A 20,949-nucleotide genomic window follows, 5' to 3' on the forward strand; every position below is an offset into this window, starting at 1 on the left:
TGTTTAAAAATGCTCATTATCTAATTACAGCTGGTGTAATGATGTGAATAATCAACATAGCTAAATAGGTCAAAACCTAGCGGTACAAATGCTGCTTTAATAACTTTTACTCCCTCACTAATGGTAAAAAACCATGCAATGTGAATAGGAACATCTTTTTTAACTGCCTTTTGATAACGTATTAACAGCATAAATAAAGCATTAGGTAACCAACATGGGGATCCACTCACAAAAGTAGATAAGCCCCATTCTACACTGTTCATGTAGAAAGCTATACTAAGGATCACAAGCGCCATTAACTGAAATAACAACGGTTTTAAAGCAATTTTACCGTTGTAGTGGGAAACAGACATGACTTTTATATTTTCCCAGTATTTTAAACCTTAAATTGCTGAGTGCGTATAAAACTGCCTTTGCTCGAGAGTGTCAAGAGACAAAAACTTGCAAATTATACGACCCCTAAAAATAAATTCAATCAAATAAGTAGCGAAAACGTGAACAAATATTTAAAATTTTCGATCCAACACGAAAATAAATAAAATAATGTCAATATAATTACTATTATTTAATTATATTAAATTTTAAAATATGATCTTTGTCACATTTTAATATGGTTATTAATTTACTTAAAAAAATAAGTAAAAAAGTTAAAAAATCAAAGATAAGAAATAAAAGTTAAAATATTAATTGTTTCTTTATTAGAAATAAAGAGGAGAAATACTTGTAGATAATCTTATATAACTAATTAATAATATAATATGGTAATAAATTTATTATCCTTTTTTGTTAATTAAATGTAATGATAAAGTTAATGTATTTTCTATTTAAAATTTTAATATAATAATAATAATAATAATAATATTTAAAAATTTATTTTTTACGACTAAAAAATATCATTTTTTTGACCAAAAACAATATTAGTTGAACCCCAAAATCACTAAATGTCGCTGTTCATCAAGGCCTGGTACATCTAACGAAATAATTTTATTTATCTTAAAATTAGAAGAAAAAGTTGATATTTCATTTGCAGAAAGTATACCTTTAAGTGCGTAAAACTGTCCTCCATTTTGCTTCGGAAGATGTTGACACCATAAAAGCATATCCTGTAATGAAGCAAATGCTCGGCTTATTATGCCATCAAATTTTTCTATTGGCTGGTACTGTTCAACTCGTTTTTGAATAAGCTCTATGTTTTTAAGCATCAATTCATGTTGTATTTGTCGCAAAAACCTAACCCGTTTTCCCAAACTATCTAATAGTGTGAAATGATCATTGCGGCGAACAATAGCAAGGGGTATACCAGGTAATCCTGGACCTGTACCTACATCAATAAATCGTTTACCTGTAAGATATTTGTTAATAATAATACTATCTAAAATATGACGAACGATCATTTGTTCTGTTGATTTAACTGATGTTAAATTATATGTTTTATTCCATTTATTTAATAATTCAATATAAACAATTAGCTGTTGTATTTGTTCATCGGTCAAAATAATATCTGTTTTGTCTAATAAAGTTTTAAAATAGATTATTAAATTCATTTTAAGCACTCCCACGTAATAAACCTTGTTTTTTTAACCAGACTAATAATATGGATATTGCGGCTGGTGTAATACCTGATATTCGCGATGCTTGGCCAATAGAACTAGGTTTATAATCATTGAGTTTTGCAATAACTTCATTAGAAAGACCAGTTATTTGCTTGTAATCTAAATTGGTCGGTAATGCAGTATATTCATTACGGAGTTGTCTCTCAATTTCTTCTTGTTGACGAGTAATATAACCCTCATACTTTACTTGAATTTCAACTTGACTCGTGACTTGAGGATCATCAATTGCAGGTGAAAAATAGTTTAACGAAGTAAGTAATTTATAACTCATTTCTGGGCGGCGAAGTAAATCTTCGCCGTTCGTTTCTTTTGAAAGCGGAACAGTTAATATTTCATTAAGATCATTAATTTTATCCGAATTAGGATGTAACCAAAGGCTACGTAACCATTGACGTTCTTGTTCAATTAATATCAACTTTATGGCAAAATTTTTGCCAACGGCTTTTATCGATTAAACCAAGTTCGTACCCTTTTTCGGTTAAACGAAGATCAGCATTGTCTTCACGTAGAATAAGGCGATATTCTGCTCGTGAAGTAAACATTCGATAGGGTTCTTTAGTGCCTAAGGTACAAAGATCATCAACTAAAACACCAATGTAGGCTTGATCACGACGAGGGAACCATTCCTCTTGTTCAAAAGCATAACGAGCTGCGTTAAGTCCAGCTAGCAGACCTTGAGCTGCTGCTTCTTCATAACCAGTTGTTCCATTAATCTGACCTGCAAAAAATAGCCCTTTGATAAATTTGCTTTCTAAAGTTGGTTTTAAATCTCTGGGATCAAAGAAATCGTATTCAATTGCATATCCGGGTCGAATAATACGTGCATTTTCTAGACCTTTCATCGAAAGTATAATTTGCATTTGTACATCAAAAGGTAAACTAGTAGAAATTCCATTAGGATAAATTTCATTACTGGTTAGTCCTTCTGGTTCAAGAAAAATTTGATGTGCTGGACGATCTGCAAATCGCATAACTTTATCTTCAATGGAAGGACAGTAGCGTGGACCTATTCTTTCAATAATTCCTGCGTACATAGGACTACGATCCAAGTTATCGCGGATCACTTGGTGTGTTTTTTCATTCGTATAAGTGATGTAGCAAGTTAATTGTTGAGGATGTTGTTCAGCTGATCCGACAAAAGAGAAAACAAGAGTGGGATCATCACCAAATTGTGGTGCTAATTGGGAAAAATCTATAGTTCTTGCGTCAATTCTAGGAGGTGTGCCTGTTTTAAGTCGATCTACTCGTAAAGATAATTGTCTTAATCTATGTGATAAGCTAATAGCAGAATGATCACCAGTCCTACCACCGCTATAATTTTCTAATCCTATGTGGATTTTACCGTTAAGAAAGGTACCTACAGTCAGTACAACAGACTTTCCGTGAAATTTTAATCCCATTTTGGTTATCACACCAATAACCTGATCGTTTTTTATGATTAGGTCTTCAACAGCTTGTTGAAAGATCATTAAATTATTTTGATTTTCTAGAGCAGTTCTAATCGCTTGTTTATAAAGTACTCTATCAGTTTGAGCTCTGGTTGCTTGTACTGCTGGGCCTTTACTTGCATTAAGCGTTCTAAATTGGATCCCTGCATTATCTGTTGCAACAGCCATAATGCCACCTAAGGCGTCAATTTCTTTAACCAGATGTCCTTTACCTATTCCACCTATAGCTGGATTGCATGACATTTGGCCCAACGTATCAATATTATGGGTTAGAAGTAAAGTTTGACGTCCCATACGAGCAGCAGCCATAGCTGCTTCAGTACCAGCATGGCCTCCACCAACAATAATGACATCAAATTGTTCTGGGTAAAACATGTATAAACCTTAGCATTTAATATGACTTTGGAAGTGGATTTTACCTGATTTTTGCTAAGAGGCAAGTTATATGATCTCTGCCTAATATAAATAAGATCTTTTTATTTAAAGATTTTATTATTAGATCTTTTATTAAGATAGCGATCTTCTGTGGATAAGTGTAAATACCATAAGAAGATCATTATCTTGTTTATGATCTTTAGCTATGAATGATAAGTGATCCTACTCCGTATAAGCTGGGATTAACGTAGCTAGTTATCAACAACCAAGTTTAGCATTTAAGCTTATTCTATGGATAACTACGGGTTATTCCCTTCTTTTTCGCAAATTTACCCACATTTATTTGGCTTTTATTTATCCAAATCGATAATTTTATCTTTCCATTTTTCGATCCAAATTTCTACAAGATCTTCTGGCACTTTATTTTCTAAAATATTAATCTCCAATGTTTCTTCAACGCGTTTTGCATTATGATCCTTTAGCAGTTGATCTAATTTATAGATTGCACCATAAAAAGTATCATATTTTTTTACTACCTATCCTAATCGCACCATAATTAATCTGGCTAAGATAAGGTTTTTCTTCGCTGATCTCTTTTGCTAGAGGTTGTATATTTTCAGGCAATTCACCTGCTCCATCAGTAGAGCATACAATTAACCAAATACCTTTTGTTGGTAGCTCTTTAAACGATGGACCGTATGTGACTTCAGTATCAAAGCGATATTTTTCCAATATTTCAGCGCTGCCCATAGTGCTACTTGTAATCAATGTTACTTTTGTCATTATGAACCCTATTATTTAAAACAATGCCTATCGTATGCTGTGAATGAGTTGGGATCTATCTGTGGATAATATGGTTATTCTATTTTTTATGGATTGACAGTACGCATTATTAGATTTTGTAAAGAGATCAAGGTTTCAGTAGATTGGATCTCATCAATTGTCTGTATCTTATTAATAAGTACGTCTTGTAATGCATCAATGGATCTACACATTACCTTGATAAATATACTATATTGTCCAGTTGTGTAGTAAACTTCGACCACCTCGTCTAATTCATCAAGTTTCTTCAGCACAGTATGGTAGTCTTTTGCGCTTTTTAAAATAATGCCAATAAAGCAACAGACATCAAAACCGAGTTGCTTCACATTAATATCTACACGTGTTCCTACAATAATTCCTGCTTGTTTCATTTTTTCGACTCGGACATGTATCGTACCAGGACTTACGGCAAATTTTTTAGCTATTTCAGCGTAGGGGATCCGTGCATTTCTCAGTAGTTCATTAAGTATGTCACGATCTAGATTATCGATTTGATAATTTTCAATCATTTTAAAATACCATTTTTAACGATTATTTATTTTTAAAGGCTTTATTTTGAATATTATAAATCACAATGACTTTTTTTATTAAGTATATTGAATTTATGACCCATTTTATTGCTTAATCTATATAACAAAGCAAATAATGCTACAGATTATGAGGTAAAAAAATGGAAAAGTCATTCATCGAAAAACAACAACAAATTAGTTTTGTTAAATCTTATTTTTCGTGTTTATTAGAAAAAGAGTTAGCTTTAATTGAAGTTCAAGCACCTATCTTAAGTCGTCTCGGTGATGGGATTCAAGATAACCTGTCAGGTCATGAAAAAGCAGTACAAGTTAAAGTAAAGTCGATGCCAGATTCTGTTTTTGAAGTTGTACATTCATTGGCTAAATGGAAACGTAAAACGTTAGGTCGTTTTGATTTTAAACCCGGACAAGGGCTTTATGCCCATATGAAAGCATTGCGTCCTGATGAAGATCGTCTGACACCTATTCATTCTGTATTTGTAGATCAGTGGGATTGGGAAAAAGTAATGCTTAAGGATGAGCGCTCTCTTGACTATTTAAAACAGACTGTCATTAAAATTTATCAAGCAATAAAAGAAACAGAGAAAGCGGTTAGTTCAGAATTTGGTTTAGCACCATTTTTACCTGAGCAAATTCATTTTATTCATAGTGAAGAATTATTACAACGCTACCCTGATCTTGATGCTAAAGGAAGAGAACATGAAATAGCTAAAGAATTAGGTGCAGTTTTTCTTATTGGTATTGGAGGAAAACTATCGCATGGCCTTGCTCACGATGTACGTGCTCCTGATTATGATGATTGGACAACGCCTAACAGTGAGGGTTATGTCGGTTTAAATGGTGATATTATAGTTTGGAACCCTATATTGCAGGATGCATTTGAAATTTCTTCTATGGGCATTCGTGTTGATACAGAAGCACTTACAAACCAATTAGCAATCACCGGTGATGAAGATAGAATGTTTTTTGAATGGCATCAAATATTGGTAAAAGATCAAATGCCACAAACAATAGGTGGTGGGATTGGACAATCTCGTTTAGTGATGTTATTACTTCAGAAAAAGCATATTGGCCAAGTTCAATGTAGTGTATGGTCGCCAGAAAGCCATGCAGTTATTGCGGATATGTTGTAATTAGTTTCATAGCGTAGTAATCGACTTTTTAGCCCGGTATCAAAGTCCCAGATATAATAGAAAATATTTAGGATACAGGGTTTTCCATATTTAGATGATATAACAGCATGAAAACGATGCTGTTGAGTTTGGTGAATTTTTATTCTTTTTACTAAATTATCAGGTAACCGTTGAGCAATAAAATCTGAAATTACAACCACATTTAAATCTTTCCATTGCTTTTGTTGCATTTTTTCTAAACATTTATTTAAACAGGGAGCCAAATTGGTTCCCCCACTAAATGTTTGATTAAGAAATTGCATTAATTGTTCTAATCCATCATTATCTAATAAATCATAATCAATAACTTCCATTGAAAATATAATAATGTAACACTGACGGTTGTCACTCATGGCTATTTTCATTAAAGCGAGGCAAAAAGCTTCAGTACAATTTTCATTAAATTTTCCCATTGAACCTGAAGTGTTTATACATACAATAAATAGCCCTTTTGGTTGTTGTTCATCGTGATGTTTGACCGTTAGACGTAATATTTTTCGTTGTTGCCAATTATCGCCTTGTAACCTGTAGGTAAGTAACTGTTTTTTGACTAATTTACGATAAAATTCAAATTCGAGTTCTTCTAATCCCAGCAATGCTAATTCACTAGGTAGAAGACGTAAAATATCATTACCGTGGTTTATCCCTCTAATTTGCTCTGGTATTTGATCAGGGATTTTTTCGAATGAGATTATTGATTCTAATATTTGCTGCTTGTTTTTGTTGAGATTTCAACGAATTGCTTCTACTTAAAAGTTCTGCTAATTTTTTTAATTCAGGTTGTTGTTGTAAAAAATGGCTATACTGAATTAATAATTGAATATTATAGTAGGATTAAGTTAAAGTTCCTTTACTCATATCCCATAATTTACCAGCAGACTGATTATTTTGATTAAACATTTCTGTTAAATTTCCAGTTAATTTCAATCGTTGCTCTAATTCAGCCAATAATTGTTCTGTTTCCTGTTCTAATAATAATGTATTAAACGTTGTTACTTCAAAAATAAGATTAAGGCGCTAGCATTGAATAAACAGAGATTGTCCAGCGGGATCATGAGATATTTTTCCCAGTAAATAATACGCTTCTTGCACAAAAGAAGAATCTATTTCTGTTAATTTATTAATAGTTATCGGAAGATTGCTAAAAAATTTTGTAGTAACAAGGGCTAAATTTTGCTGATAAAGTGCAAATTCTTCGGTTAATTTAATGAGCACCAAGGTCTCTTGCAATTTTGTGATATAAATTTTTTTTTATGCTAAAAGATCTCTTAATAATATATTTTTAAGATTAGGGTACTTTTCAAAAAAATGACTAATTGAGGTGTAGCCAGTAATATTAATACAATCTCTTCTATTATTTCGATTTCATTAATAGTAGAGTAACATATCAATCGTTGTGAGATTCAACATAGATTATTAGCTCATCATCTGCGTTCTTAATTAAGATAATTTATCTGTTAGAGTTAAAAAACTTTGTTCAATCGTTGCTAGCCAATGATTTTTAATAAAAAAATGGTTGATGATGACTAAATAAAGATTTTTGCTGTTGAATTAAATGATTAAGTTTTTCGAGCTTTTCCAGCCATTTATTATCTAATTTATTTTTTATCTATTTTTTCGTATAAATAAAATGTTAATGGTTTTTTATTTACATCCAGCACTTGCAATTAATTTTTACTATTAACTTGTGCTGAAATTAATTGAGCATAACCAATACCATTAAGTTGAGCAGAAATTTTTCCTTTATTTAATGTATCGTTTATTGAACTCTTATCTATGGTAACAGAATTAACTTTTATATTATGTAAAACAAGGGGGGTATGTAAAAATAATGTTATATTTTTCGCTAATTTGCTTGGATACAGAATAATGTCGAATGCGATTGAATAAACGGTTTTCTTTCTCTAATTTAAAAGCGGTTTTATTGTTATTAATTTGAGTTGATTGCTACTATTCATTATGAAGATTATCTATTTTCTTATTGATAATTAGTTGTTGCCAATCTTCTTCTATTAATAACGTAGTAATTAACTGCGGTAATAGTTGTAATGATTACAAATCATGCCAAAGGCAATCTTTAAATAAAATAATATCTAAAGTGATATTGCATCACTCCCATTAAAAAAAGCACTAGTTTGGAGTAAGTGGATAGCTTTTCCCATTGACGATTAGAAATATAAGGTGATGCAACTAAATTATCAGTTTGCTGCCGTAATTGATAAATTATATCAAAGCAATCATCTGGTAGTTTTATTTCACAAATTTTTACTTGCCACTCTTCATATTCTTCATTATTTATTTGAAGTCGATTTGGAACAATATTTTCACTTTCTTCCTTTTTGCTATTCAATAAAGCTCTAAAATTCTGTTTCTTCTGCATCTTATTTAATCATAAACGAATAAGCATACGATCGTATAATGCTTCAAGACTACTATCTGATTCTGGTAGTTCGTTAGAGGCAGTGACAAGTAAGCACATAGGAATATTTTCTTCGTGAAAGCCATTTCTAAATTTTTTTCATTAATTGCCATTAACAAAGTATTTAATATAGCAGGGCCTGCTTTCCATATTTCATCAAGAAAGATAATTTTGGCATTAGGTAAATAGCCTATCGTTAAACGCTGATAGCGTCCTGCTTCTTTTTATACTTGAATGGAAAGTGGTCCGAAAATTTCTTCTGGCGTTGAAAAACAAGTCATTAAGTATTCAAAAGAGTGAACCGTTTTAAAGGCTTATTTTATTCGCCTGGCTATCATGCTTTTAGCAATACCAGGTGGACTTAGTAGAAAAACACTTTCTCCTGATAATGCTGCTAATAAACAAAGGCGAATAGTATGCTGCCGTTCGTATAGACCAGTTTCTAGATAATGGCTCAATTGAGCTATGTGTTCAGCTAATTGCATATACTCTTCTCCTGTATAAAAAAGAATTATTACAAATTAATTTATTGAATTTTAGTAAATTTAATAAAAAAATAAATATAATTTATTTTAGATTTTTCCTATTTACATAAAATTTTTACTGTTAGGGATCTTTTTTATTAATTAAAATTTGACCATCTTCTTGTTGTTGCAACAGAAGGAAAATTAGTGAAGATGACAGAGTAATTATACCTATAGTAATAAATGTATAACGGAAATTATCAATATGATCACCATAAAGTAGCGATTCATAAAAGTGTAAAATTGCAGCATTACTCGCAATACCAAAACTGATAGCAAGTTGTTGGGTTACAGCTAACATACTATTACCAGAACTGACATTGTTTTCTATCAAATCCGCTAGAGTAAGTATATTCATAGCGGTTAATTGGGTCGACATTGCCGCTCCCAGTAAAAACAAAGGAATTATCAAAACATAAATTGGTATATTAGTTGATTGCAATGAAAATTAAGTAATAATTAAACCAATAATAAATATTATGGTAAAAAGTGTTTTTTATAGCCATAGTGTGTTAATATTTTTGTCACAACAGATTTTGCCGATATTGAGCCTATCGCCATTGAAATAATCATTAAACCAGCTGTAACCGCTGGGTGTCCAAATCCTACTTGTAGCATCAACGGCATTAAAAACGGAATACAACCTATGCCTAGATGGGTTATAACATTACCGGCTATACCGATATAAAAAGGTTCTTGTGCTAAATAAACTTAATGGAATAATTGAATAAGCGATTTTTCTTGCGTGTAATACATAAATAAAGAGTAAAAAATGCCGCCTAAAATTATAATTAATGGTGCATAATTGGTTAAATTTTCGTTATTAAAAAATCTAAACTCATCGTCAACATTATAATTGCAGCACCAAAAAAATAAATTCTGTAGTATCAAAGACGCGTTTAGGTATTTTAAAATCAGGCATATGTTTTAGTGTATATAAAATACCAAGTAAACCGATAGGGATATTAATAATAAATATCCAATGCCAACTGGTATAAGTTACTAAAAAACCACCAAGTAAAAGGCCTAATATAGGTCCAACTAATACGGGAATAGTGATAAAATTTAAAATAGGTAGTAATTCTTCACTGCGTGGATAAGTTCTCAATAATGTAAGACGTGCAACAGGCATCATCATTGCACCGCCTATTACTTGAATGATGCGAGAAAAAACTAAAAAAACCAAAGATAATGACATTGCAGAGTAAGAAATAGCTTAAAGAAAATACACTAACTGCAAATATAAAAATTTTTCTTGTACCAAAGCGATCATGTAACGATCCACTAACAGGTATAAGCAGAGCAATAATTAATGTATAACTTATGACAACAGATTGTATGGCTAAAGGAGAATGATTAAGACTTTTAGCTATCTCAGGCAATGCAGTATTTAAAATAGTTGCATCTAAGCTTTGCATAAAAAAGGCCATAGCTGCTATGACTAGGGTAGGCCAAACATATTTTGTATTGTTTTTAACATTCAATAACCTAAAAAATAAGGTAAACCGAAATAAATCAGATTTTAAAATAGATTATCTTTTATTTATTTTAGAAAATTATAGCACTAACAGATATCTAATGAATCATTACTTATATAAGTTTGCGCCAGGCAATTGTTTCTAAATAATTCTAATGGATAAATTTAAAATTTAGATTTATAGCTCACTAAAACATAAATAAGATATTTTTGTCGAAAAAAGAGCAAACGACTAAAGTTTACAAATTATTGCTTGCCAGCTGCGTAAAACTGCCTATAATGCGTCCCCACTGAGTCAGTATAGATCGAATCAATTGAATTGACGCAGAGTAAGAAAAGTAGAAATAACTACTTGACTTTATAGATGAAAAGCGTAATATACGCCAGGTAAAACGCTATATTAACAATTTAATTAGACAATCTGTATAGGCACTTACAAAACACCATTAAAAAATATTTAATTTTAAAGTCTTGAAGAGTGACAAAATAGTGAACTTACATATAAACTAATATAAAGTAACGTTATTTTGGTCGGCGGCGAAGGCGGTTAAACATTGGTAAAGCAATGTTAAATAAAAGAGCGTTACGGTCAGTAAAAAATTTTTTGAGTATCAAGCTTTTAATTGAAGAATTTAATAATAACTTAGATTAAATGCTGACGGTAAGCCTAACACATGCGAGTCAAGAAGTAGCAGAAGGTAACTACCGGATAAGTTATTATAGCTCTTACGAGTATGGTACACGTACTACAATCGCGTATACAGAGAAAGGTAAGCCAAAAATAAAAAGTACGTTGAAGTCTGCGACTCAATAATGATTAAGCTAATTCATTGAGTTGGTTTACCAATTATGCTCTTTAACAATCTGGAACAAGCTGAAAAAGGTGGTATGAGTAAGTAGGGTAAAACCTGCCGCGTAGACGCACAGTCAGCGTAGCGTACATAAGTACGTAAACATGCCGAGAGCACCGCACAACAAAAAATTTCGCACGGCGAAGCCATCACGCTTACGTATTATTTGATAAGAAACACCTTCGGGTTGTGAGGTTAAGCGAATGAAGCGTACACGGTAAATACCTAAGCAGTCAGAGGCGATAAAAGACGTGCTAATCTGCAAAAAGCGTACTAGCCGGCGATGTCCAAATAAAAAGACCAGTGCATTAATGCACTACCGTTTGATGGATTTATGGTCAAACGAAGCAAACCGGAAAAACTGAAACATCTCAGTACCCCGAGGAAAAGAAATCAACCGAGATTCCCCCAGTAGCGGCGAGCAAACGGGGAGCAGCCCAGAGTCAACATCAATATTTACTGCAGGAGAAGGGTCTGGAAAGGCCAGCAATAAAGGGTGATAGCCCCGTATCTAAAACGGTAAGTATTGTGAGCTCGAAAAGTAAGACGGGACACGTATTATCCTGTCTGAATATGTGGGGGACCATCCTCCAAGGCTAAATACTCCTGACTGACCGATAGTGAACCAGTACCGTGAGGGAAAGGCGAAAAGAACCCCGGTGAGGGGAGTGAAATAGAACCTAAAACCGTGTACGTACAAGCAGTGGGAGCACCCGAAAGAGGTGTGACTGCGTACCTTTTGTATAATGGGTCAGCGACTTATATTCTGTAGCAAGGTTTAACCGCATAGGGGAGCCGTAGGGAAACCGAGTCTTAACTGGGCGTTAAGTTGCAGGGTATAGACCCGAAACCCGGTGATCTAGCCATGGGCAGGTTGAAGGTTGGGTAACACTAACTGGAGGACCGAACCGACTAATGTTGAAAAATTAGCGGATGACTTGTGGCTGGGGGTGAAAGGCCAATCAAACCGGGAGATAGCTGGTTCTCCCCGAAAGCTATTTAGGTAGCGCCTCGTGAACTAATCTTCGGGGGTAGAGCACTGTTTCGGCTAGGGGGTCATCCCGACTTACCAACCCGATGCAAACTACGAATACCGAAGAATGTTATCACGGGAGACACACGGCGGGTGCTAACGTCCGTCGTGAAGAGGGAAACAACCCAGACCGCCAGCTAAGGTCCCCAAGTCATGGTTAAGTGGGAAACGAAGTGGGAAGGCTTAGACAGCCAGGATGTTGGCTTAGAAGCAGCCATCATTTAAAGAAAGCGTAATAGCTCACTGGTGAGTCGGCCAGCGCGGAAGATGTAACGGGGCTAAACCATGCACCGAAGCTGCGGCAGCGACACTTAGGTGTTGTTGGGTAGGGGAGCGTTCTGTAAGCCGTAGAAGGTGGACTGAGAAGTCTGCTGGAGGTATCAGAAGTGCGAATGCTGACATAAGTAACGATAAAGCCGGTGAAAAACCCGTTCGCCGAAAGACTAAGGTTTTCTGTCCAACGTTAATCTGGGCAGGGTAAGTCGACCCCTAAGGCGAGGCTGAAAAGCGTAGTCGATGGGAAACGGGTTAATATTCCCGTACTAAGGGTTACTGCGAAGGGGGGACGGAGAAAGCTAGGCTATCCGGGCGACGGTTGTCCTGGTTTAAGCAAGTAAGCGAGTAAGTGCAGGCAAATCCGCACTGCTACAACACTGAGACGTGATAACGAGCCACACTAAGATGGTAAAGTAGTTGATGCCCAGCTTCCAGGAAAAGCCTCTAAGCGATAGGTAATCATTAATCGTACCCCAAACTGACACAGGTAGTTAAGTAGAGAATACTCAGGCGCTTGAAAGAACTCGTGTGAAGGAACTAAGCAAAATGGTGCCGTAACTTCGGGAGAAGGCACGCTGGCATTAGGTGAAGGGTCTCGCATCATCCGGAGCTGAAGCCAGTCGAAGATACCAGCTGGCTGCAACTGTGTTTATTAAAAACATGGCACTGTGCAAATACAAAAGTAGACGTATACGGTGTGACAATTGCCCGGTGCTAAAAGGTTAATTGATGGAGCGTAAGCCGTAAGGCGAACCTCTTAATTAAAGCCCCAGTTAAGGTAGCAAAATTCTTGTCGGGTAAGTTACGACCTGTACAAATAGCGTAATGATGGCCAGGCTGTCTCCACCCGAGACTCAGTGAAATTAAATTCGCTGTGAAAATGCAATGTACCCCGGGCAAGACGGAAAGATTCCGTAAACCTTTACTTATAGACACTGAACATTGAGCCTTGATGTGTAGGATAGGTAGAAGGCTTTGAAGTGTGGACGCCAGTCTGCATAGAGCCAACGTTAAAATACCACCCTTTAATGTTTGATGTTCTAACTTAGGCCCGTAATCCGGGTTGAGGACATTGTCTGGTGGGTAGTTTGACGGGGCGGTCTCCTCCAAAAGCCTAATGGAGGAGCACGAAGGTTAGCTAATCACGGTCGGACATCGTGAGGTTAGTGCAAAGGCATAAGCCAGCTTGACTGTGAGCGTGACGGTGCTGGCAGGTAAAAAAGTAGGTGTTAGTGATCCGGTGGTTCTAAATGGAAGAGCCATCTCTCAATAGATAAAAGGTACTCCGAGGATAACAGGCTGATACCGCCCAAAAGTTCATATCGACGGCGGTGTTTGGCACCTCGATGTCGGCTCATCACATCCTGGGGCTGAAGTAGGTCCCAAGGGTATGGCTGTTCGCCATTTAAAGTGGTACGCGAGCTGGGTTTAAAACGTCGTGAGACAGTTTGGGTCCCTATCTGTCGTAGGCGAAATAAGGGGCGTTGCTCCTAGTACGAAAATAAGAGGATCAAAGTGGACGCACCACTGGTGTACAGGTTGTCATCCCAAATAGCATCGCCTGGTAGCTAAGTGAGGAAAAGATAACCGCTGAAAGCATCTAAGCAAGAAACTTGCCTCAAGATAAGTCTTCCCTGATAGTAATGTCCTATAAAGGGTGTTCAAGACGAGGACGTAGATAGGCTGGGTGTGTAAGCGCGTATTTATACGTTGAGCTAACCAGTACTAATTGACCCGAGAGGTTTAACCTGACAACACCAAAGGTGTTTTGAGAGAAAAAGAATTTTAGCTTGTTTTGAATTGAATCTGGTCGGATTTTGCTGAAGGCAAAGGTGTGGTCGCTACTGAAGTAGGTGAGCAAGCCAAAAAGCAGCGAAATAAGATAGGTAAATAAAAAAGAATTTGTCTGGCGGTAATAGCGCGGTGGTCCCACCTGAACCCATGCCGAACTCAGAAGTGAAATGCCGTAGCGCCGATGGTAGTGTGGGGTCTCCCCATGTGAGAGTAGGGAGCTGACAGGCTTTAATTATGTTAAGAAAGCCACCTAAGAGGGTGGCTTTTTGACGTTTGGTTAGTTATATTTTCGTTATCTTAAATTAAGTTAATTATCGTTATTATATTTGAAATAAATTTTTCATTTTCAATGAATTTAATAACTGAGTTTACTACCAATTATTAGCAGAAATTAAGCAGCGTTATATTAAACTGTTAGAAGATTACCCGCGTTTTGAAATAGCGGAAAGTTTTTTTAATTCAGTCTATTGTCGATTATTTCAACATTGTTATCTTACCTCTTAATAATTTATTTTTACTTCATAGCCAATAAATCGTTTTTGTGATACACCGCGTCTGTTATCTCGTTGTTTTTCTATTCATATGGGGCTTAAAAAAACCATAGAAAATATTTTAATGGATATTCCGTTCCGTCTAGCTTAGGAAGATTTACCGAGAGATGTAAGTTATATCGTTAATTATCTTAAAAAGACATTTTATGCTAAACAATTAGCTGACGTCAAATTTGAGATAGCAAATGAATTATTTTATCATAATAAAGCAGCTTGGGTAGTAGGTAAAATAATGATTGGGAAAATTGTTTATCCATTTTTATTGCCAATCCATAATAATGAGCAGGGCGGTATTTATGTTGATACTTGCCTAACTAATTATAACAATGCCAGTATTATATTTGGTTTTGCTCGTTCCTAGTTTATGGTCTACATTCCATTTCCTGAGGCGTTGGTTTTTTGGTTAAGAGATATTTTACCGGGAAAGTCAATTGCCGAATTATATATGTCAATTGGCTATCAGAAACATGGAAAAACCGAGTATTATCAAGAATACCTGGCTTTTATAAACTTTTCACAAGAACAGTTTATTATTGCTCTAGGTATCAAAGGTATGGTAATGCTAGTTTTTACTTCGCCTTCTTTTGAACGAATTTTTAAAGTGATTAAAGATCGCTTTTTGCCACCAAAGCAAGTTACACCGGAGCGGGTGCAGGCATGTTATCGAATAGTTAAGGAACATGATCGTGTAGGTAGAATGGCGGATACACAGGAGTTTGAGAATTTTGTCATCACCAAAAAATATATTATTGAAGAATTGATGGTAGAATTATGGCGTGAAATACCATCAAAACTGCAAGATTTAGGTGATAAGATTTTGATCTGTCATCTCTACATGGAAAGAAAGATGATCCCACTAAATATTTACACTGATCAAGTTAAAAGTGAAGAATTAAGATGGATCATTGAAGATTATGGTAATGCTATTAAACAATTATCGGCGGCAAACATTTTTCCATGTGATATATTATTTAAAAATTTTGGTGTCACTCGTCATAAACGGGTAGTTTTTTACGATTATGATGAAATTTATTATATGACTGAAATGAATTCTCGAAAAATACCAGAACCACTTTATCCCGAGCAAGAAATAGCTGATGAACCTTGGTATAATGTGGCTGAACATGATGTATTTCCAGAAGAGTTCCGCCATTTTCTTTGTAATGGATCTAGCTATTAGGAAATATTTTGAATATGTACCATACTGATCTGTTTAGTGCAGAATATTGGCAATCATTACAAGAAAAAATATGTCAGGGCCTATATAGCTGATGTTTTTGCTTATCCGGTAAAGCAAAGGTTTTGTCAACGCTCATTTTAATATAAGCAAGTGTTGTCATATATAATATAAATAGCATGTCTAATTAATTTCTAGCTATTTAATAAATTTTTAATGAATAGCGCCATATTCACGACTGATCTGTTTTGCTGCTTGTAAAATAAACCGAACTTCCCGATTTGATGTATGAAACCATGCTGTTTCAATATTTCTAGTAAGCGGATGGGTTGTTGAATTGGCTAACCTAGCTTGGATAGCTAGGCTCAGTTAGCGATATTTCACCTATGGATACAAAAATAATATTCTAATAGGGTTAAACCTCGGCTTAATGATTGAACTTGCGGGACTGATAGTATGCTATTGTTAGTGATTTTAATTTTTTTCTTATTATTTATTGCCATTTTTTTCATCTTATCAGCTCTCCAAATTCGAATAAATTTCTATTTACTATGAACGAAATAGAAATAAATTCTCATCGGTGGAACTGATTGTTTTTGTTAGCTAAAAAATATTTACGGTATCATCGCTATTGGAATATTCTATTTTTAGTCAAGCATAATTATTATTAAATACTAATCTGTTAATAATTTTTAGATGGATTTATTAATAATATTAATTGGTTATTAAGTAAAGTATTTATATTTTAATAAGTTATTATTCTAAATAAGAAAAATATTATGCATTTTAAATTTATGGAAATAAATTTCTAAGAATATCTAAATGTGGAATATAAGTATCATTAATGATATTAAAAGTTTTTTGATTTTACAATTAATTCGACAAATAAAACAGAGCAACCCACAACAGCAAATAAATTTTATAAATTATCTTTAGCCATAGAAAAATGGAGTGATCCGTCTTATAAAGGTGAAATAGAACAATATTTATAAACTTTTTTCCGTCATCAATCTATTGATAATACTAAATCAGTTTATGCTAAGCTGTCAACATTTATTCGGCTTGCTACATTGGCAGGTGAACCACACCGAAATGGTTTTAAAATATAAATGGTTCCGTATTCGGATATACCAAGTGCGCATTCTCATTTCGGTTTTAGTAAAATAGATATATTAGTCAACGGTATATTGGATAAGGTATCTATGTGGTTTGGTGATCCGATGAATGAGTTATTTTATGCAATGAAAGTGCCTTTAACAAATTCTTCTGAATATTTGGTAGGAGAAAGTAGTATGTCAATAAAAGAGATCAATGCTTTTATGCAGAATGATTTGGCACTGATTATAGATGATAGTGATCCACACGGCTTTAGTCTACAAGGTGTAGATGACAAGAATTAAAATCGTTTAAATATAGCTAACTTTTCTTTAGAGGTTAGAGAGAAATTGGCAGCAAATAAGTATTTCTTACAGACTTTTATTATGGCAAAAATGAAATGTTTTGATTATTTTCTACTACAGTTTCATCTTTATTATTGATTTTTTGTGAACTTGCTGGCCATAATTCTCTTGAGACGGCTAAAAATTTTAAACAGGAATTTGATAAAATTAGAGAAAATACCGAAAAAATTTTGTTTAATTTATTTAATCAAAAGAATATAGATACAGATAATATTATTGAACATTGTAATAATCTAATGAAGAAAATATAATTCTTATATTTATAATGATGATTTAAAATTTTTTATAACAAAGAGTATTTATTAATGAATACTCTTTTTATTTATATTTTTAGTTAATATAGTACTATTTCTGTATCATGTGAATTTATTTTTATTTAAAATGAATTTATGTAAAACAATAATTAATAAATGTTAATTATTATTATATTTATTTTTTTAAAATTTACTTTTTAAATATAAGTATTATTTTCTTTATATTGGTAAAATAGTTAACTTGGGTACTTTTATTTATATGGTTAATCATTTTTTGGATATGTTAATGGGGGTTATTTCTGATTGTATTAGATATTATATATAATATGCAACAAATAAATACAAATGAAACTAAGCAAACTGTAATAACTGACTTTGATAAATTATCACAAGTAATGAATCAGTGGGGGTTGCTTTCTAATAAAAGTGAAATAGAAGAGCAATTGCAAATATTATCTGAACCCAATAAAAAAGATTCTATTTCTACCATAAAAATGGCTTATAAGAAAATTTTAGCCTTTATTCTACGTGCAGAATTTGCTTGTGAAAAACATCTATATGATTTTAATATTGAGGTGGTTGTGGAATACAATAATCCAAGTAAAATTGTTAGTAAAAAATATATTTAGTCAGAGTTTTACTATTTTTTATGATCCGATGACAGAATTATATAATGTATTAAAGAGACTTTTAATGAATGGCACTCAATATTTAGATATTGAAAGTGATATAGAGGAAAAACAGCTTATTAACTTTATAAGAGATAATGTTAACTTAACGATTAATAAGAAAGAAAAAAGAGGGTTTAATATGCCGGTGTTACAGAAGGTAATCAGGCGCGCTTAGGGATAGGCGAATTTCCTTTAGAAATTCGTTATAAATTAGCTAAGAGTAGTCAATTATTTCAAACTTTTATTATGGAAAAAATGAAATATTTTGATTGTTTTTGGGATATTTCTATATCTTATGTTACAATTGTTGCAGAATTAGTGAATGATATTAGGACAGAAAAAATAACCACAAAAATAAAGCAACAATTTAAAGATATTAAGTGTAAGATAGAAGATGAGTGATTTAAACAATTAACCGAAAATCCGTATGTATTTGCTGACTATTACAATCGTATTATGAATGAAAGTGTATGGTGATAAATTTATTTTTTACCCTCTTTAAAAAGAGACTGCTTATATTTTTTTGCAATGAATTAGTTTTAATGTTTTGATAATTGTATTTAATTTTCTTTTTTTTTACATTAAATTTCCTAACAGTTTATTAATGAATGATACTATTTAAATAATAGCTTTTATGCTAGATGAAGATTAATTATTTTTAATTAAGAAATTTTTAAATATTGTAACGTAAGAGAAACAAAATATTTTTATTATTCTTATTGACTTTTTTATAATTATTAATTTCTAATTTTATTGCATAATGTTTTAATTATTTAGAAAATTAAATAATTTTAATGAGAGAAAAGAAAAATTTTTTATTTAATTAGTTGGTTTTGTTAGTAAAAAAATATAATAAATGTAGCTATAGTAATGAATATTAGTAAATAAGGAATTTGAAGATGAATGAAATTTATTTAAGATAATTTTATTAGATATGATATTGTTTTAAAAATGTAAAATATTATTAATATTCTCAGTTTTATAATACAGTTTTTTCTCTCGTGTTTTGATTCAGGTTAATATTTGGATAGTGGACTAAATGAAAAAAAATATTTATAACTTGGTCGATATTATTGAATTTTTCAATGGCAAAGAGTGATGTTTTGCCATAAATTGACATGAATATAGCAAATAATACGCAATCCGTTGAACAAGAAAAAAACGATTCGTTTAGCCAACAATTAAAAAAGCATCTCAAGGTGAGATGAATGCCATAATGCATGTTGCGATAACTTATCTTTATGGCTCAAAAGATATACAAGAAGACATTCGGAAAGCCAATTTTTAGTTTGAAAAAGCGGTTGTAAAAGGCAATAGCGATGCATTTTATTATATGGTATTGATTAATAAAGAAAAAAAATTATAAAGCTACCGTGACCTGGTTTCAGTGTGGCGCAAACAAAAGTGATCCTTACGCTCAATCTGGTTTGGGTTATATGTATAGCGTTGAGTTAGGAGTCAATAAAAACTACAAACAAGCGAAAAATTGGTATGAAAAAGCCGCTTTGCAGCAGGATGCTTATGCTCAGTTTGTTTTGGGATATTTATACCAGAATGGGTTTGGTGTTAATCAAGAATATCAGAAAGCAAGAGAGTGGTATGAGAAAAATGCTGATTTAGGTGATTTAGGTGCATTGAATAATTTAGCGCAAATTTATGAGAAAGGTTATGGCGTTAAGAAAAATCCGGCTTATGTTATTGAATTGTATCGGCGCGCAGCATATAACGGTGATGCTATTGCTCAATGTAATATTGGATTTATTTATGATGATGGTAAATATTTAGAGAAAAATAATTATCAGGCTTTTTATTGGTAAAAACGAGCCGTAGAGTAAGGATATGTTGATGCACAGTATCGTCTTGCAGAATTTTATCAACATGGCTATGAAGTCGAGCAGAATGCTATTATAGTCAAGAAGTGGTATGAGGTATTAGCGGATGCTGGTTAGTCTGATGCAAGTATGAAAGTTGCTTATTATTATGAAAAAGGCATCGGTATAAAAAAAGATCTTACTAAGGCTGCGGAATTGTATCTGATCATGGTAAATAGAGGTGAAGCTGAAGCGCAATACCGACTGGCGAAACTCTATTTGGCTGGTCAAGGTATTAATAAGCAACCTAAAAAATCATTTAGCTTAATGCAGAAAGCAGCGCAGAAAATACAACAAGCAAAAAACCAGTTAGGACTTTTTTATTTATATGGCATAAGGACTGAAAAAAATCCACAAAAGCTAGTGAACTGTTTTTGTCTGCGGCTTATAAACAAGAAACTGATACACAAAATAATTTAGCGGTATTATATGCTACAGGCGAGGGCCGTAAAGAAAAATATTTTTCGTGCCGTTATGTGGTTTGCAACTGCGGCAAAACTTAATAATAGTCTTGCGAAAGAAAATCTTACACGATTACAAACCAGCTTGGTTGTGAAGCCGACAGATTTGAAATTATCAAAAAAATATGACTAAAACTTTCCATTGGTGAAAATAAATCTTACCGCGTCAT

At 33.2% G+C, this 20,949-nt stretch carries 11 protein-coding genes, 2 rRNA genes and 6 pseudogenes; 11 read left to right on the top strand and 8 right to left on the bottom strand.

Translation table 11 applies throughout. The features are described 5' to 3' along the window. Nucleotides 1-20: 20 nt before the first annotated feature. The 5 genes and pseudogenes from ARADI_RS08580 to asnC form a co-directional block, all read right to left on the bottom strand. Nucleotides 21-353 carry an ATP synthase subunit I gene (locus ARADI_RS08580; protein ID WP_439647094.1) on the bottom strand — a complete coding sequence of 111 codons (333 nt, stop codon included), beginning with the start codon at nucleotides 351-353 and terminating at the stop codon, nucleotides 21-23. A 564-nt stretch (nucleotides 354-917) separates the two neighbouring features. Beyond that, the gene (gene rsmG, locus ARADI_RS08585) at nucleotides 918-1,544 is read right to left on the bottom strand and encodes a 16S rRNA (guanine(527)-N(7))-methyltransferase RsmG (RefSeq protein ID WP_119711796.1); all 627 of its coding nucleotides are present in this window, start codon (nucleotides 1,542-1,544) and stop codon (nucleotides 918-920) included. A gap of 1 nt (nucleotide 1,545) precedes the next feature. After that, nucleotides 1,546-3,436, bottom strand: a pseudogene (mnmG, locus tag ARADI_RS08590) (tRNA uridine-5-carboxymethylaminomethyl(34) synthesis enzyme MnmG). A 350-nt stretch (nucleotides 3,437-3,786) separates the two neighbouring features. Continuing rightward, nucleotides 3,787-4,219: pseudogene (locus ARADI_RS08595) on the bottom strand (flavodoxin domain-containing protein). A gap of 86 nt (nucleotides 4,220-4,305) precedes the next feature. Further along, complete coding sequence (gene asnC, locus ARADI_RS08600) at nucleotides 4,306-4,767, bottom strand: transcriptional regulator AsnC (RefSeq protein ID WP_119711797.1); 462 nt, start codon at nucleotides 4,765-4,767, stop codon at nucleotides 4,306-4,308. Nucleotides 4,768-4,928: 161 nt separating this feature from the next. On the opposite strand from asnC, the gene asnA reads away from it, so the two are divergent. Further along, a complete protein-coding gene (gene asnA / locus ARADI_RS08605) occupies nucleotides 4,929-5,921 on the top strand; it encodes an aspartate--ammonia ligase (RefSeq protein WP_119711798.1) in 993 nt (330 codons plus the stop codon). Here asnA and viaA read toward each other — a convergent pair. From viaA to ARADI_RS08620, 3 pseudogenes are all read right to left on the bottom strand, one after another. Continuing rightward, a pseudogene (gene viaA, locus ARADI_RS08610) lies at nucleotides 5,867-7,370 on the bottom strand (ATPase RavA stimulator ViaA). The gene asnA and the pseudogene viaA overlap by 55 nt on opposite strands. A gap of 30 nt (nucleotides 7,371-7,400) precedes the next feature. Next, nucleotides 7,401-8,864, bottom strand: a pseudogene (gene ravA / locus ARADI_RS08615) (ATPase RavA). A gap of 121 nt (nucleotides 8,865-8,985) precedes the next feature. After that, nucleotides 8,986-10,383, bottom strand: a pseudogene (locus ARADI_RS08620) (MFS transporter). 1,041 nt (nucleotides 10,384-11,424) lie between these two features. Here ARADI_RS08620 and ARADI_RS08625 point away from each other — a divergent pair. From ARADI_RS08625 to ARADI_RS08665, 10 genes and pseudogenes are all read left to right on the top strand, one after another. After that, nucleotides 11,425-14,291: ribosomal RNA gene (locus tag ARADI_RS08625) — 23S ribosomal RNA — on the top strand. 154 nt (nucleotides 14,292-14,445) lie between these two features. Beyond that, nucleotides 14,446-14,561 (top strand): 5S ribosomal RNA (rrf, locus tag ARADI_RS08630). Between the two features lie 160 nt (nucleotides 14,562-14,721). Then, nucleotides 14,722-15,390, top strand: a pseudogene (locus ARADI_RS21665) (isocitrate dehydrogenase kinase/phosphatase AceK regulatory subunit); the annotation flags it as partial. Between the two features lie 27 nt (nucleotides 15,391-15,417). After that, complete coding sequence (locus ARADI_RS21670) at nucleotides 15,418-16,065, top strand: isocitrate dehydrogenase kinase/phosphatase-domain containing protein (RefSeq protein ID WP_439647099.1); 648 nt, start codon at nucleotides 15,418-15,420, stop codon at nucleotides 16,063-16,065. Between the two features lie 1,106 nt (nucleotides 16,066-17,171). Beyond that, nucleotides 17,172-17,462, top strand: coding sequence for a hypothetical protein (locus ARADI_RS08640; protein WP_119711801.1), 291 nt, complete (start codon nucleotides 17,172-17,174; stop codon nucleotides 17,460-17,462). A 640-nt stretch (nucleotides 17,463-18,102) separates the two neighbouring features. Then, nucleotides 18,103-18,405: a hypothetical protein gene (locus ARADI_RS08645; protein WP_119711802.1), complete on the top strand. Its 303-nt coding sequence runs from the start codon at nucleotides 18,103-18,105 to the stop codon at nucleotides 18,403-18,405. A gap of 64 nt (nucleotides 18,406-18,469) precedes the next feature. Continuing rightward, the gene (locus ARADI_RS08650; RefSeq protein ID WP_182853167.1) at nucleotides 18,470-18,622 is read left to right on the top strand and encodes a hypothetical protein; all 153 of its coding nucleotides are present in this window, start codon (nucleotides 18,470-18,472) and stop codon (nucleotides 18,620-18,622) included. Nucleotides 18,623-19,820: 1,198 nt separating this feature from the next. Continuing rightward, nucleotides 19,821-20,264: a tetratricopeptide repeat protein gene (locus ARADI_RS08655; RefSeq protein WP_119711804.1), complete on the top strand. Its 444-nt coding sequence runs from the start codon at nucleotides 19,821-19,823 to the stop codon at nucleotides 20,262-20,264. 144 nt (nucleotides 20,265-20,408) lie between these two features. Beyond that, the gene (locus tag ARADI_RS08660) at nucleotides 20,409-20,738 is read left to right on the top strand and encodes a tetratricopeptide repeat protein (protein ID WP_119711805.1); all 330 of its coding nucleotides are present in this window, start codon (nucleotides 20,409-20,411) and stop codon (nucleotides 20,736-20,738) included. Nucleotides 20,739-20,747: 9 nt separating this feature from the next. Then, nucleotides 20,748-20,912, top strand: a complete 165-nt coding sequence (locus tag ARADI_RS08665) for a hypothetical protein (RefSeq protein WP_182853168.1) — start codon at nucleotides 20,748-20,750, stop codon at nucleotides 20,910-20,912. The last annotated feature ends 37 nt before the right edge of the window (nucleotides 20,913-20,949 follow it).

The sequence above is a fragment of the Arsenophonus endosymbiont of Aleurodicus floccissimus genome (assembly GCF_900343025.1).
In the GTDB taxonomy this organism is placed as follows: domain Bacteria; phylum Pseudomonadota; class Gammaproteobacteria; order Enterobacterales; family Enterobacteriaceae; genus Arsenophonus.